The following is a 14,616-nucleotide window of genomic DNA, read 5'->3' on the forward strand; positions in this document are numbered from 1 at the left end:
TGCCGGTCAGCACCTGAGACAGCAGGTCGGCGCCGCCGGTGTGGGGTGACGCGGGCCGGTCGGCACCCTGCCACAGTATGTCGCCGGGTTGACGGGCCGGCTCGCCAAGGGTGTACGGTGACCGCACTAACACGTGTAAGCAAGGAGTTCGTCCGAGTGATCACCATCCGCTTCGAGCACCTGCGTGAACCGCTGGGCATCGGCACCCCCCACACCCCGCCTGTCATGGTCCGTCGAGACCGGCACGCCGGACTGGCGGCAGAGCGCCTACGAGGTCGAGGCCCGGGGCGAGCGAGTCCGGGCCGAGTCGGCCGAATCCGTCCTGGTGCCTTGGCCGTTCGCGCCGCTGGCAGCGCGCGAGCGAGCGGCGGTGCGGGTGCGCGTCGAAGGCCCCGACGGGTGGTCGGCGTGGAGCGAGCCCGCGCTCGTGGAGGCGGGGCTGCTGGCGCGGGAGGATTGGTCGGCCGCGTTCGTCAGCCCGGGGGAGGGCTCGCTGCTGCGCGGCGAGTTCGAGGTCCGGCGGGGCGTGCGCGCCGCCCGGCTCTACACCACCGCGCTGGGCGTGTACGAGGCGGAGCTGAACGGCGAGGTCGTCGGCGACCACGTGCTGGCACCCGGCTGGACCGCCTATCAGCACCGCCTGCGCTACCAGACCTTCGACGTGACGGACCTGCTGCGCGAGGGGACCAACTGCCTGGGCGCGACCCTGGGCGACGGCTGGTACCGGGGACGGCTGGGCTTCGAGGGCAAGCGGGCCCTGTACGGCGATCGGCTCGCCTGGCTGGCCCAGCTGGAGATCGTCTACGACGACGGCACGGTGGAGCGGCACGTGACCGATGAGTCGTGGCGGGCCGCGTCCGGGCCCTTGCTCTCCTCCGACCTGTACGACGGCGAGACCCACGACGCCCGGCTGGAACGCCGGGGCTGGTCGTCGCCCGGCCATGACGACTCCGGCTGGTCGCCGGTCGAGATCGTGGACCGCGACCTGGGCACACTGGTGGCGCCGGAAGGGCCGCCGGTGCGCCGCACCGAGACCCTTGCCCCCGTCGAGAAGCGCGTCACCCCGAGCGGCGCCACCGTCTACGACTTCGGCCAGAACCTGGTCGGCCGCCTCAGTATCACCGCCACCGGTTCCGCCGGCGACCAGGTGACGCTGCGGCACGCCGAGATCCTGCAGGACGGCGAGCTGTGCGTCACACCACTGCGCACCGCCAAGGCCACCGACACCTACCTCCTGCGCGGCGACGCGCAAGGGGAGACGTGGGAGCCGCGCTTCACCTTCCACGGCTTCCGCTACGCCGAGGTGTCGGGACCGGTGGACGACGTGGTCGCCGTCGTCTGCCATTCCGACCTGGAGCGCACCGGCTGGTTCGACTGCTCCGACCCTCTCGTCAACCGGCTGCACGAGAACGTCGTGTGGAGCATGCGCGGCAACTTCCTCGACGTGCCCACCGACTGCCCGCAGCGTGACGAGCGCCTGGGCTGGACGGGCGATTTGCAGGTCTTCGCTCCCACGGCGTCCTTCCTGTTCGACAGCGCCGGCCTCCTGTCCTCCTGGCTCGCCGACCTGGCCGCCGAGCAGGGCGAGGACGGCCTGGTGCCGCACGTCGTGCCGAACGTCACCTCCGCCTCCAACGCCGCCGCGGCCTGGGGCGACGCCGCCGTGATCGTCCCGTGGGTGCTGTACCGCCGCTACGGCGACACCGGCATCCTGGAACGGCAGTTCACGAGCATGCGCGCCTGGGTCGAGCACGTCGCCGGCCTGGCCGGGCCGGACCGGCTCTGGGACAGCGGCTTCCAGTTCGGGGACTGGCTCGACCCTGCCGCGCCCGCCAACCGGCCCGAGCAGGCCCGCACCTATCCCGAGATCGTGGCCACCGCGTACTTCGCCCGCTCGGCCGACCTGCTCGCCCAGGCGGCCGAGGTCATCGGGCAGGACGCCGCTCCCCATCGGGAGCTCGCCGACCAGGTGCGCCGCGCCTTCGCCGCCGAGTACGTCACCGGCTCCGGGCGGCTGCTGAGCGACTCGCCCACCGCCTACGCCCTGGCCCTGGAGTTTGCCCTGCTCCCCGAGCCGGGCCGGCGCGCCCGCGCCGCCTCCCGCCTGGTGGAGCTGGTCCGCGCGAGCGGCTACAAGGTCGCCACCGGCTTCGTCGGCACCCCGCTCATCTGCGACGCCCTGGCCGAGGCGGGCGAGACGGAGGCCGCGTACCGGCTGCTGCTGCAGCGCGAGTGCCCGTCCTGGCTGTATCCGGTCACGCAGGGCGCCACCACGATCTGGGAGCGCTGGGACAGCCTGCTGCCCGACGGCACCGTCAACCCCAGCGGCATGACCTCCTTCAACCACTACGCCTTCGGCGCCGTCGCCGACTGGCTGCACCGCACGGTCGCGGGGCTGGCCCCGGCCGCGCCGGGCTACCGGGAGATCTCCGTGAGTCCCCGGCCCGGCGGCGGGCTCACCCATGCCGCCGCCCGGCTGCGCACCCCCTACGGCCTGGCCGCCGCCTCCTGGCGCATCGGCAACGGCACGCTCGCCGTCGAGGCCGTGGTCCCACCGAACACCACCGCGCACGTCACGCTGCCCGGCGGCGACCGGCACACGGTCGGCTCCGGCACCCACCGCTGGACCTCTCCCTACGCCGAGATCCATGCCGCCTCCGCGCCGCTCACCCTTGACAGCACCCTGGCCGAGGTGGCCGACCGGCCCGGCGCGATGCGCGTCGTCACCGACGCCATCGTCCGGCACATGCCGGAGATCGCCGAGTATGTGAAGACGGGTCTGGACTCCGCCGCCCAGAACATGACCGTCCGCGAGGCCATCGCCTTGATCCCGAACGCCGACCACCTGCCCACCGAGATCGAGACCGGCTTCGCCGGGCTCCAGAAGGACTGACACCGTGCCGTTGATCGATGAGGCGGACCTGCTGCGCCGCCTCGCCGCCATGACTCTGAAGGAGAAGGTCGCCCTCCTCACCGGGGCCGACGCCTGGACGCTGACCCCGGTGACGTCGGCCGGGCTGGCCGCGCTGGCCCTGTCGGACGGCCCCGTCGGGCCGCGCGGCACCTCCTTCGGCGGTGACATCCCGCCCTCGTTGCTGTTCCCCAGCCCGACCTCCCTGGCGGCGGCCTGGGACGAGGAGACGGCGCGCGAAGCCGGGCGGCTGATGGGCGCCCAGGCCCGCAAGATGGGCATCCACGTCCTGCTCGCCCCCACGGTCAACCTGCACCGCTCGCCTCTCGGAGGCCGCCACTTCGAGTGCTACTCCGAGGACCCGCTGCTCACCTCCCGCATCGCCGTCGGCTTCATCCAGGGCGTGCAGTCGGCGGGGGTCGCGGCGACCGTCAAGCACTTCGTGGGCAACGACTCCGAGACCGGCCGGATGACCTACGACGCCCGCATCGACGAGCGCACGTTGCGCGAGGTGTATCTGCCGCCGTTCGAGGCGGCGGTGCGCGAGGCCGGCGTCTGGGCGGTGATGGCCGCTTACAACCGCGTCAACGGCGAGAGCATGACCGAGCACCGTGACCTGCTGACCGGCGTGCTCAAGGAGGAATGGGGCTTCGACGGCGTCGTGGTCTCCGACTGGACCGCCGCCCGGTCCTGCGAGGCCACCGCCCTGGCCGGGCTGGACCTGGTCATGCCGGGCCCGGACGGGCCATGGGGGGACGCGCTGGTGGCGGCGGTCGAGGACAGGCGCGTCCCGGCCGAGGTCGTGGACGACAAGGTGCTGCGCATCCTGCGGCTGGCCGCGCGCACCGGCGCGCTCGAAGGCGTCCCCGCCACCCCGGCCCCGCCCGTTCCCGGCGACGTCCGCGACCGCCTGCGCGAGCTGGCGATCCGCGGCTCGGTCCTGCTCCGCAACGACGGCCTGCTGCCCCTGCGGCCGGGCCTGCGCAAGGTCGCGCTGATCGGGCCGAACGCGGTGCGGTTCACCGCCCAGGGCGGCGGCAGCGCCCACGTCACCCCCGAGCACGTGGTCACGCCGCTCGAAGGGCTGCGCAGGGTGCTCGGCGAGGACACCGAGATCACCGTCCACGCCGGCATCTTCCCGCACGCCAAGCTGCGGCCTCTGCCGCCCGGTCTGGCCACCGACCCCGAGACCGGCGAGCAGGGCGTACGGCTGGAGCACCGCGCGGCCGACGGCACCGTGCTGACGGCCGAGCACCGCGACCCCGCTCCCTGGTGGTTCCCGATCATCCTCGGCGACGAGGTCGCCGAGCTGGTCGTACGCACCCGCCTCACCTTGCCCGCCGCCGGCGTGCACCGGCTGTCGGTCCTGGGCACCGGCCGCCACACCCTGCGCGTTCCCGGCAACGCCGACCAGTCCTGCGAACGGCTCCAGGACGGCGACGACATCGCCGCCCTGCTGCTGAACCCGCCCTCGCACACCTTCACCTTCACCGCCGACGCGGGCCCGATCGACGTCGAACTGCTGATCAGCCCGCAACGCAACCTGCCCTACCCGGTCACCCTGACCGGGCTTGGCTACGAGGCGCCGCGCGGCACCGACGAAGAGGAGCTGCGGGCCGCCCTCTCGGCGGCACGCGCCGCCGACGTGGCGATCGTGGTGGTCGGCAGCGACGCCGACACCGAAACCGAGAGCCTCGACCGCGCCGGCCTGGCACTGCCCGGACGGCAGGACGAGCTGGTCCGCCAGGTCTGCGCGGCCAATCCCCGCACCGTGGTCGTGGTGAACGCCGGAGCGCCGTGGCTGATGCCCTGGGCGCACGAACCGGCGGCGCTGCTGTGGTCCTGGTTCCCCGGCCAGGAAGGCGGCGACGCTATCGCCGACATCCTGACCGGCGCCGAACCCGGCGGCCGGCTGCCCACCACCTTCCCCGCCACCGAGGCCGACGTCCCGACCCTGTCCACGCAGCCCGTCGACGGTGTACTGCACTATGCCGAGGGCGACCGCATCGGCTACCGCGCCTACCGGCCCGACGGCGTGCTGTTCCCGTTCGGCCACGGCCTGTCCTACACCACCTGGGAATACCTGCGCGCCGAGACCGCGGACGACGCCGTGGAGGTGACGCTCCGCAACGCCGGCGACCGCCCGGGCCGCGAGGTCGTCCAGGCGTATCTGGAGCAGGACGGCGCTCTGCGCCTGGCCGGCTTCGCCGCCGCCGAGGCCGCACCGGGCCAGACGATCACGGTACGGATCGGCATCGCCCCGCACGAGCCGTCCCGCCGCCCACACCGGCTGCGCATCGGCCGCTCCGCCTCCGACCTCCCTTTGACCTGCACCATCTGACCTGCACCATCGACTGAAACGGAGTGAACCCTCTCATGCAGCGACTCACCGACCGCCGCATCCTCATCACCGGTGCGGCCTCCGGCATCGGCCAGGCCACCGCACTGCGGCTGCTGGCGGAAGGCGCCCGCGTGGTGGCCACGGACATCGCCGAGGACGGCCTGAAGCAGACGCTCGCCCTGGCGACCGAGCAAGGCAGCGCCGACCGGCTCACCGTCACCCCGGCCGACATCGCCGACGAAGGCTCGGTCATCGAGGTGGTCTCCTCGGCGGTGAGCGGGCTCGGCGGGCTGGACGCCCTGGTCAACACCGCGGCCATCCTGCGCGGCGCGCACACCCACGACTGCTCCCTGGAGCTGTGGAACCGCATCATCACCGTCAACCTGACCGGAACCTTCCTCATGACCAGGGCCGCCCTGCCGGCCCTGCTGGAGTCCGGCCGGGGCGTCGTGGTGAACTTCAGCTCCACCGCCGCCTTCTACGCCCACCCGTTCATGGCCGCCTACTCGGCCAGCAAGGGCGGCATCGCCTCCTTCACCCACAGCCTCGCCCTGGAGTACTCCAAGCAGGGCCTGCGCGCCGTGAACGTCGTGCCCGGCGGCATCAGCAGCGGCATCACCAACAACATCGGCTCCCTCGTGCCTGAGGACACCGACTGGAACCTCTTCCTCAAGCTGACCTCCGCCATCAGCGACGGCCTGCCCGGCCCCGAGAACGTCGCCGGCGTCGTCGCCATGCTCGTCTCCGACGACGGCGCGTTCATCACCGGCACCGAGATCCGCATCGACGGCGGCGCTCACATGTGACCTGCGACGCTCACCTGACATCGGCCACGGCGACCGGTCCTGCCCTCGCCGACGCGCCAGGCCCGCCGCCGGGCGCCTATCGGGACAGCCACGTGCTGAAGGTGCCCATGGTCTGGTGGAAGGCCGTTCGCCGCGGACGGTTCAGAAGGCCGTGGGAGGTGCCCGGTTCCGTCCTCACCTCCACAGGCCGCCCGTGGGCGAGCAGTTCGTCCGCGCAGGCCTCGCCGGAGGCGCGGAGGCTGTCCCGCTCGGAGTTGACGATCATCGTCGGCGGGCAGCCTGTGAGATCACGGCCGCCGGGGAAGGCCTCCGGCAGCCGATCCAGGTTCGCGCGCCCAACGTAGTTGCGCGCCATCCAGGACACCGAGGTGGGGGAGAATCCCCAGCCGCCGCAGGCCGCGCAGGCTGCGGCGCAGCTCCGGACCCAGCGGAGGGAGGGCCGCCTGCAGGCGGCGCGGGTCGACGCCGAGGTCGTCGACATGGTGCCGCGCCCACGCCCAGGCACGCTCGCAGTCGTCGAGAGGAAGCGGAAACCGGACGGCGTCGGCAGCGCGCTGGGCACGGCGGTCGCCGAAGCCGGGAACCAGGCGATAGCCGACGCTCACGCAGGTGATCCCGTTCGCGGCCAGCGCGCGGCAGACCGCATCGCTTTCGGGCATGTCCAGGGAGCCGCCGATGAAGCCGCCGCCGTGCATCCAGACGAGACCGGGTCTGCCGGGCTCCCCGGTCCCCGGATACACCCGTACGGGGACAGGCGGATGATCGCCGGTGACGGTCACGTCTTGCGGGGACATGGGTTCTCAGCCTCCGGCCGGTATCGGTTCACAGCACTTACACGTGATAGTAGCGTTGATCTCCGGGCGCCATGAACGGCCGAGCGCGAGTCGCCCGCCCCCAGCACTTTCAGGCGGACTCGCGCTCGACCACCCGGATGCCGGCATCCGGCAGCACGTCAAGCTGTGAGGGCTCGCCGTTCAGCGCCCTGAGCAGGGCGGCGGCGATGCGCGCGCCGAGTTCACCGCTGTCCTGGGCGACCGTGGTGAGCGGCGGGACCGCGAAACGGGCCGCAGGGATGTCGTCGGCGCCGATCACGGGCAGGCTCGTGCCCAGCTTCCGCATGCCGGCCAGCAGCGCCAGGGCCACCTCGTCGTTGTAGGCGCACACGGCGGTCGGAGGCTGTCGCCAGCCCGCCACCGTCTCGGCCGCCGCGGCGGTGTCCAGGGGGATGGTCGAGACGATCGGTACCGGCAGGCCGGCCTCCGCGCACACCTGGGCCGCTCCCTCGGCACGCCCCTGACTCAGTGCTCTCAGCCGGGGGTCGTCGGGCAGGACGTAGGCGAGCCGGGTATGCCCCTTCCCGATCAGGTACTGCGCTTGTAGCCGGCCCACGCCATTGAGCCACAGTGTCGAGCCGACATCGTGGCCGCTCTGTTCCGGGGACGGCAGCACGGCCGCGATGTTCGCGCGCTTCATGCCGGCCCTTTCGTCGGCCGTGAACGGCCGCATGCCGAACACGGCCGCCGGGGCGAGCGCGGTCCACAGCCGCGCGAGATCGTCGTCCCGGCCGGTGTGGACATGGGTGATGAGGGTCAGCCCGGCGTCGGCCAGCACCTGGGCGGCCCGGTCGACCAACTCCGCCATGGTGGGCCCCTGCGGCCAATCCGGCAGGACGAACAGCACGACGTCGCTGCGGCCGCTGCGCAGCGTACGGGCAGGCGCGTAGGGCGTGTAACCCAGGCGGGCCGCCGCCTGCAGCACTCGCTGCCGGGTGGCCTCGGGGATGGACTGGCCCGGCGTGTCGTTCAGGACAAAACTGACCGTGGCGCGCGACAGCCCCGCCTCCCGCGCCACGTCCACGCTGGTGATGCGGCGCTTGGTCTTCTTCTGGTCCGCCACTGTGCCCTCGTCCCGCCGTCCGTCCGTCGGGACGATGCTAACGTCCGCACGCTCGTCGGTAACACGTGCCAGTAATGCAGGCCCCTTAGACGACCTCGTCAACCGGACTTGTCGCTCTCCAGGCTGTCGCGGCCGCCCAGGCATCTGGTCTCGTCGGCGCCTGAGCCACCTCATCAGGCGGCAGCTGGGCATTCGTCGTCTGGCGTCGGCTGGCTCTCTTCCACCGTCGAAGCCGGGCCACGCACCTTGTGGCGTCACTGCCGGCTCACCGGTCTTCGTGATCCACGCAGCCTAGCCGCCCAGCGCAGCTTCGACGGCGCCTCGACGGTGTGGGGCTCGAATATTCGATTCATGCGCTGACCTGCGGTCCTTGCCAGGTCTGCGGACCTTGAGTGTTGCCGTCTGAGCGGTTGCTCAAAACGGCTTGAGCGACTGCGTTTCACCGCGGGGGAGCTGGAGATCCAGTGCGTCTAGCGAACCCGCAGGTCGGACACGGTGGCTGAATATTCGAGCCCCACAGGTTCGCTGGCCCTACACCGGCCCGGACGGGAAGCGGCTGCTGCAGCGTGAGGCCATGGAGCTGAAGGTCTGGCGGCCGAACGGCAATGATCCGACCTCCGAGGGCCTCGCGCAGCTCGACCAGTATCTGGACCGGCTCACCCTGGACACCGGCGTCCTGAGGCCCCGCCGTGGAAGGAGCGAGGCACTTTCGATCAGGCGACCACTCCGTCCGGGCGCTCGGTCTCCTTTCTACGGGCGTGACGTGTGCGGTGAGGGCAGGACGAGGAAGGGTCGCGTCCTCGTCCTGGCCGGTCGGCGCATGGAGGTCAGCCGGTCGCGCTGCGTCCCTCGAATCGGCCTATCGCCTGGATGCCGGCGTTGCTGCGCAGGCCCGTGGCGTAGTGCCAGCCGTTCAGGGCGCCGGGGCGGGTGAAGTCGATGCGGCCCTGGGTGGTGGCCGTCATGACTCTGGACCAGCCCCAGCCGCGGCCTCGGTCCACCCAGACAGCGAGGGCGTTGCCGTCCAGGACGAAGGCCCAGCGGTCGCCGGGTTCGAGGACGCTCGTGGCGCCGCCGGCGGTGGTGAGCTTGCCGTCGATCTTGAGGTCGAAGCCGTGACCGCCCTTGATGCCGGTCCAGGCCATGATGTAGTTGTTCTGGTCCTTGACCAGGCCGTTGAACAGGGCGTCCTGGCCTTTGCCCGTGCCGGCCCACTGGGCGTGATCGACGATCACGGCCGCGCGGGGGGTTGACGGGCCGGAGCTGTGGGCGACGAGGCCGTAGAAGGCGCCGGGGCCCTGGGCTCGGAGGGTGCCTTCGCCGAAGGTGAGCTGGGGCAGGGCCTCGCTCGCGGACGGCTGGAAGACCTGGTAGGCGGAGCTGGAGTCGGTGTCGAAGGTGTCGTCCACGCCGACCTGGGGGTAGGCGTCGAGGGAGAAGGCCACCGTGCTGGTGCTGGTCGCCTGGATGGCGTGGCCGTCCCAGGTGGCGGTGGCGGTGAAGTCCGCGTTCTGGCCGGTTCGTACGGGGGAGTCCGAGCGTACAGTGAAGGCGACGTGGCGGGACTCGCCGGGTTTGAGGGCAGGGATGGTGGTGGACTCGGCGGCCTTGGTGGTCCAGCCGGGCGGGGGTGACAGGCGGGTCTGGACGTTGCGTGCTTGTGTGGCGGTGTCGTTGACGACCGAGACGATCACCGTGCCGGTGCCGGTGGAGGGGGAGATCGTCGCGGGGGCCTGGTAGACCGACAGGCGGGAGTCCACGGCGTGGAAGCGGGGGCGTTCCTCCTTGGGTACGGAGGCCCGGCCGGCGACCAGGGCGGGTGGGATGCCGTGGCGGCCCGAGCGGGCGCCGAACAGGGACAGGCCGCCGCCGTCGGAGGCGAAGCGCAGCCTGACGGTGCCGGAACTGCCGAGGTGGCGGGCGGGGATCGGGATGGCCAGGCGGTAGCCGTACCGGTTGCCGAAATCGCCCACCAGGGAGCCGCGGGAGCGGCCGGCCAGGGCCGTGGGGCCGTGTGGGTCGTCGGGCAGGTCGATCGCGGGCAGCGCGGTGCCGTTGACCGAGACGGTGAGGCGGGTGGGGTTGCGGCGGGCCGTGGTGACGTTGTTGGGGTCGTACCAGCCACGGGACTGCGCGGAGGCCACCTCGGCCACCAGGGTCGCCCCGCCGGAACGGGCCGCCTGGGGCACCGGCACCTCGTACTCGAAGTAGCCGCGGCCCTGGCCGGTGACCCAGTCCGAGCCGCCCGTGGTGCGGGCCTGGGCGCCGCCGGTCCACGACTGCGCGCTCACCGCGCCAGGGGAGAAGCCGGTCTCGCCGTCGGGGCCGGGGGCGTCGAAGGTGAGGTAGTTCTCGGCCACGGTCTTGCCGCCGCCGGTGTCCAGCCAGATCCACAGGTAGCCGACGCGCAGGCCGGCCGGGGCGGTGACGGAGACGGTGCCGGCGTCGGTGACGGTGTAGCGGGCCGGGGCGATCGGGCGGGAGCCGCCGCCGCCCGCGTCGGCGATCCAGCGGCCCTGGTCGTCGTAGCCGCCGATCTTCCAGCGCAGCTCGGCCCCGGACAGGTCGGTGTCGCCGAAGTGGCTGACCTTGACCGGTACGTCGATGGTGTCGCCGCGCTTGACCGAGCGCGCCGAGGTGCCCATCAGGGAGATCGCGTCGTCGCGCTGGAACAGCTCGATGCCGCGCGGCTTGCCCAGATGGTCGGTGAACTCCGGCTGGTTCGGCTGCCGGTCGAAGGTGACCGGGCTCTGCACCTCCTGCTCGGTCTCGGCGAGTTGCACGCCGACGTACCCGTTGAGCTTGGGATAGGCGCGGAACAGGCCCGAGGTGTGCGGGAACTGGCCGGACCTGATGGCGAACTCGGAGTTGAGCCAGGGCTGGCCGCTCTGCTCGCCGTCGTTGAAGTTCCAGGCCGAGCCGGGTTTGACCTGGGCGTCGAACCCGTCGAGGAGTTTCTTCCACTCCTCGTAGCCGGCCAGGTAGTAGTGCCAGTCGTTGAGGTCGGTCTGGCCCTCGAGGTGGCCGTTCTGGCAGCAGGCCGAGTTGTCGACGATCAGGCGGGACGGGTCGAGGCCGCGGGCGAGGCTCACCATGCGGCGCATGTACGGGAACGCCTCGGCCGGGATCGGCTGCTGCCACGGCTCGTCGCTGATGCCCCACGCCTCGTTGAACATCGTCCAGATGACGATCGACGGGTGGTTGTGGTCACGCTCGAATGTGCTGCGCAGCAGCCCCTCGAACAGCCGCTCCGCCTCCGCGCCCAGGGAGTGCCAGCCGGCGTTGGGCAGGTCGTACCAGATCATCAGGCCGAGCTTGTCCGCCCAGTGGTAGTAGGCGGGCTCGTTGACCTTGAGATGGTTCCTGATCACGTTGAAGCCGAGCCGTTTGGCGTTCTTCAGGTCGAGCAGGACCGAGCCGCGGCCCGGGTCGGCCTCGGTGCCGGTGCGCAGGTCGGGGCCGGCGGTGAGGCCGGTGTAGGTGTACAGGCCCCAGGGGTTGTAGCCCTGGTCGAGCACGCCGCGCACGTAGATGGGCCGGTTGTTGAGGTGGATGTACTGGTATTCGCCGGTGTGGCCGGGCGCCCACTTGCGTTCGATCTTGCGCAGGCCGAACGTGGTGCGCAGGCCGTCCTGATTGCCGAGGCGGATGTCGGCGGTGTAGAGGGCCGGGTCGTCCGGCTCCCACAGGCGCGGGCGCTGGATGGGGATGCTCGCCGTGCCCGTGCCGCCGTCGCCCAGGGGCACGTCCGCGCTGCCGACGACCTCGCCCGATGGGTCCTTCACCTTGACGGTGGCGGTGGCCGCGCCGGTGGCGGTGACGTCGATCCTGGCGGTGGCCGTGGACGGGGTGCGCGCGTCGCCCTCGAAGATCAGATCGGGGGTGACGTGGGTACGGGTGAGGCGCGCGCCGGCGTACGGCTCGATCCACACCGACTGCCAGATGCCGCCGACGTCGGTGAACCAGCCGGTGTTCTCCCCGGCGGGCTCCCCGGTCTGCTTGCCCTGCGGGTAGGGGGAGTCGGGCGTCGTCGGCGGCGCGACCACGCGGATCGCCAGCGTGTGGGACGAGCCGGGAGCCAGCGCGCCGAGCCCGGCGCTGATCTCGGTGTAGCCGTCCCCCGAGTACGGCAGCACCTCCTTGCCGTCGAGCCAGACCGCCGCGCCATAGTCGGCGGCCCCGATCCGCAGCCTCACCTCCTGGCCGGAGAAATTCTCCGGGACGGTGAAGGAGCGCCGGTACCAGACCGCGCCCCGGTAGCGGGAGAAGGCGCTGCGGAAGACCTCCTTGGTGGCCAGCTCCTCCTCGCCCCACGCGGCCAGCGACTGGTAGCCGAACGGCACCCGGATGGCCTTGTCGAACGCGTGCCCGGGGTCGAACCAGCGCTCGCGCTCGCCGACGTTTCCCGGGTCGAAGTCGAAGGACCAGGTGCCGTTGAGTGACTTCCAGGCGCCGGAGGTGAAGGGGCGGCGGTCGGCGTCGGGGCGCGGGTACTCCGTCCTGGCCGGATCGGTGTCGCGCTTCAGCTTGAGGGTGACCTGGCCGCCGTCCGTGGCGGCAGAGGCGAAGGCATAGCCCTCCTTGGCGGCGACCACCAGGGCGCTGCCGTCCGGCACGCCGGGCAGGGTGAAGGTGCCGTTCCTGGCGGTCGTGGCGTACACCTCCGTCCTGGAGGCGTGCACACTGGCCCCCTCGACGGGCGCGCCGCTGCGGGCGTCCACCACCCGGCCGCGCACCTCAGCCGGCTCAGGTGCGGCGGAGGCGGGGGCGGGGGTGGCCGTGGACAGCAGCGTCAAGGCGGCGGCCAGGCCGATGGTGAACGCCCGCCGCCCCTTGGTGATGGCTAACCTCACTCGCTCTCCTCGATGGCGGCCGGGCGCAGCTGGGCCGCGCGAATCCGGGAGACGTCCAGCTTGCTCGTACGGTCGAAGCGGTAGATGCCGTTCTGCTCCTGGAAGACGTCGGTGAGCTGCGTGTAGCAGTAGCCGAACATGCGCGGGTCGCCCAACAGCACCCCCACCAGCCCGGCGAACCGCTCCTGCAGCTCCTCCTCGCTCGTGGGCCGCTCGCCGTACCCCCAGGAGCTCTCGTCGGTGCGCACGTCCGGGTTCCACCAGATGCCGCCGAACTCGCTGCAGAAGTACGGCTGGCCGGCGTACGGCACCGACCACGTCCGGCCCTCGGGGTCGGTGTTGACGTACGGTGTCCCGTCGGCCAGGCCGCCCATCAGCTTGCCGAACACCTCGGGGTTCTGCTCGTAGCAGTGCGAGTCGTAGATGTCGGCGCCGGGCACCCGGTGCGCGTAGCCCGAGGCGTCCACCACCGGCCGGGTCGGGTCGGCGGCCTTCGTGGCCAGGTACATGCCCCAGGTGACGTCGTCGAGCACGGTGATCCGGTCGTGCAGCCGCTGCCAGGTCTCGTTCAGCGGGCACCAGCCGACGATGGACGGGTGGGAGTAGTCGCGCTCGACCGCCTCCACCCACTGCGTCACGAACGACGCGGTCGGCTGCTGGTTGTCGCCGGGCGGCCCGAAGGTGTTGGCGCCCCAGTCGCCGAACTCGCCCCAGACCAGGAACCCCATCCGGTCGGCGTGGTACAGGTAGCGCTCCTCGAACACCTTCTGGTGCAGCCGGGCGCCGTTGAACCCGGCGGCCACGGCCAGCTCGATGTCGTGGCGCAGGGCCTCGTCGCTGGGCGCGGTCATCAGGCCGTCGGGGTAGTAGCCCTGGTCGAGCACCAGCCGCTGGAAGCGCGGCTTGCCGTTGAGCAGCACGGCCTGCCCGTCGATGGCGACCGAGCGCAGCCCGGCGTAGCTGGCGGCGGTGTCCGCCACCGCGCCGTCGCTGTCGAGCAGGTCGATGCGCAGGTCGTACAGGTGCGGGTCCTCGGGCGACCACAGCCGCACCCGGTCCTCGGGCAGCGCCAGCCACACCTCGGCGGCCAGGTCGAGGTCGGCGCGGGACTGCGCCCGTACGACCTCGCCCGCCTGGTCCGACAGCGTCACCCGGACGGCGTGCCCGGGGCGGTTGCCCGACACCGGCACCGTGACCCGGAAGGCGGAGGCGGCGACGTTCGGGGTGATGCGCGGCCGGCCGAGCCGCACGTCGGGCACGGGCTCGCACCACACCGTCTGCCAGATGCCGGTGGTGCGCCCGTACAGCGCGCCGCGCCCCTGGTAGTCGGTGGTCTGCTTGCCGCGCGCCTGCGGGCCCGAGCCCGCGTCGCGGGCGCGCACGACCACCGTGTACGCGTGCTCCGGGTCGGCGGAGGCGGCCAGCTCGCACGTGAACGGCGTGAACCCGCCACGGTGCCTGCACGCCTCCACGCCGTCCACCCACACCGTGGCGTCGTGGTCCACGGCCTGGAAGTGCAGCAGCACCCGCCGCCCCGCCCAGCCTTCCGGCACCCGGACGGTACGCCGGTACCAGACGGCGGTGTGGAAGTCGGGGTCGCCGATGCCGGACAGCTCGGACTCGGGGCAGAACGGCACGACGATCTCGCCGGTCAGGTCCCGGTCGAGCAGGCCGCGCTCCAGCCCGGAGTCACCGGGGTCCCTCTCGAACTGCCAGGCTCCGTTGAGGCACTGCCAGTCGGCGCGGACGAACTGCGGGCGAGGGTACTCGGAGCGGGGAAGATCAGCGGTCACGATACTCACTTTCTTT

Annotated in this window: 8 protein-coding genes; 3 read left to right on the forward strand and 5 right to left on the reverse strand. The window is 72.1% G+C overall.

The features are described from left to right. The first annotated feature begins 184 nt into the window (after positions 1 to 184). From ACQPWU_RS17570 to ACQPWU_RS17580, 3 genes are read left to right on the forward strand one after another with little or no spacing between them, the layout of a single operon-like run. Complete coding sequence (locus ACQPWU_RS17570; RefSeq protein WP_433441271.1) at positions 185 to 2,893, forward strand: family 78 glycoside hydrolase catalytic domain; 2,709 nt, start codon at positions 185 to 187, stop codon at positions 2,891 to 2,893. A gap of 4 nt (positions 2,894 to 2,897) precedes the next feature. Further along, entirely contained in the window at positions 2,898 to 5,252 is a 2,355-nt protein-coding gene (locus tag ACQPWU_RS17575; RefSeq protein ID WP_433441273.1) for a glycoside hydrolase family 3 protein, read from the forward strand. Positions 5,253 to 5,287: 35 nt separating this feature from the next. Then, a complete protein-coding gene (locus ACQPWU_RS17580; protein ID WP_433441275.1) occupies positions 5,288 to 6,058 on the forward strand; it encodes an SDR family NAD(P)-dependent oxidoreductase in 771 nt (256 codons plus the stop codon). A 76-nt stretch (positions 6,059 to 6,134) separates the two neighbouring features. Here the strand turns inward: ACQPWU_RS17580 and ACQPWU_RS17585 are convergent, their stop codons facing one another. From ACQPWU_RS17585 to ACQPWU_RS17605, 5 genes are all read right to left on the reverse strand, one after another. After that, positions 6,135 to 6,413 carry an alpha/beta hydrolase fold domain-containing protein gene (locus ACQPWU_RS17585; RefSeq protein WP_433441277.1) on the reverse strand — a complete coding sequence of 93 codons (279 nt, stop codon included), beginning with the start codon at positions 6,411 to 6,413 and terminating at the stop codon, positions 6,135 to 6,137. Then, a complete protein-coding gene (locus ACQPWU_RS17590) occupies positions 6,346 to 6,852 on the reverse strand; it encodes an alpha/beta hydrolase (RefSeq protein ID WP_433441279.1) in 507 nt (168 codons plus the stop codon). The genes ACQPWU_RS17585 and ACQPWU_RS17590 overlap by 68 nt, the downstream gene beginning before the upstream one ends. 109 nt (positions 6,853 to 6,961) lie before the next feature. Further along, positions 6,962 to 7,954, reverse strand: a complete 993-nt coding sequence (locus ACQPWU_RS17595) for a LacI family DNA-binding transcriptional regulator (protein WP_433441282.1) — start codon at positions 7,952 to 7,954, stop codon at positions 6,962 to 6,964. A gap of 827 nt (positions 7,955 to 8,781) precedes the next feature. Beyond that, entirely contained in the window at positions 8,782 to 12,807 is a 4,026-nt protein-coding gene (locus tag ACQPWU_RS17600; RefSeq protein ID WP_433441284.1) for a sugar-binding domain-containing protein, read from the reverse strand. Next, positions 12,804 to 14,600, reverse strand: a complete 1,797-nt coding sequence (locus ACQPWU_RS17605) for a glycoside hydrolase family 2 protein (protein WP_433441286.1) — start codon at positions 14,598 to 14,600, stop codon at positions 12,804 to 12,806. The genes ACQPWU_RS17600 and ACQPWU_RS17605 overlap by 4 nt, the downstream gene beginning before the upstream one ends. Positions 14,601 to 14,616: the final 16 nt, after the last annotated feature.

This window comes from Nonomuraea sp. CA-141351 (assembly GCF_050944675.1).
Lineage (GTDB): Bacteria > Actinomycetota > Actinomycetes > Streptosporangiales > Streptosporangiaceae > Nonomuraea.

Coding starts and splice junctions, on each gene's coding strand:
- ACQPWU_RS17585 (WP_433441277.1), bottom strand. CDS start 6,413: ATGGCGCGCAACTACGTTGGGCGCGCGAACCTGGATCGGCTGCCGGAG.
- ACQPWU_RS17580 (WP_433441275.1), top strand. CDS start 5,288: ATGCAGCGACTCACCGACCGCCGCATCCTCATCACCGGTGCGGCCTCC.
- ACQPWU_RS17590 (WP_433441279.1), bottom strand. CDS start 6,852: ATGTCCCCGCAAGACGTGACCGTCACCGGCGATCATCCGCCTGTCCCC.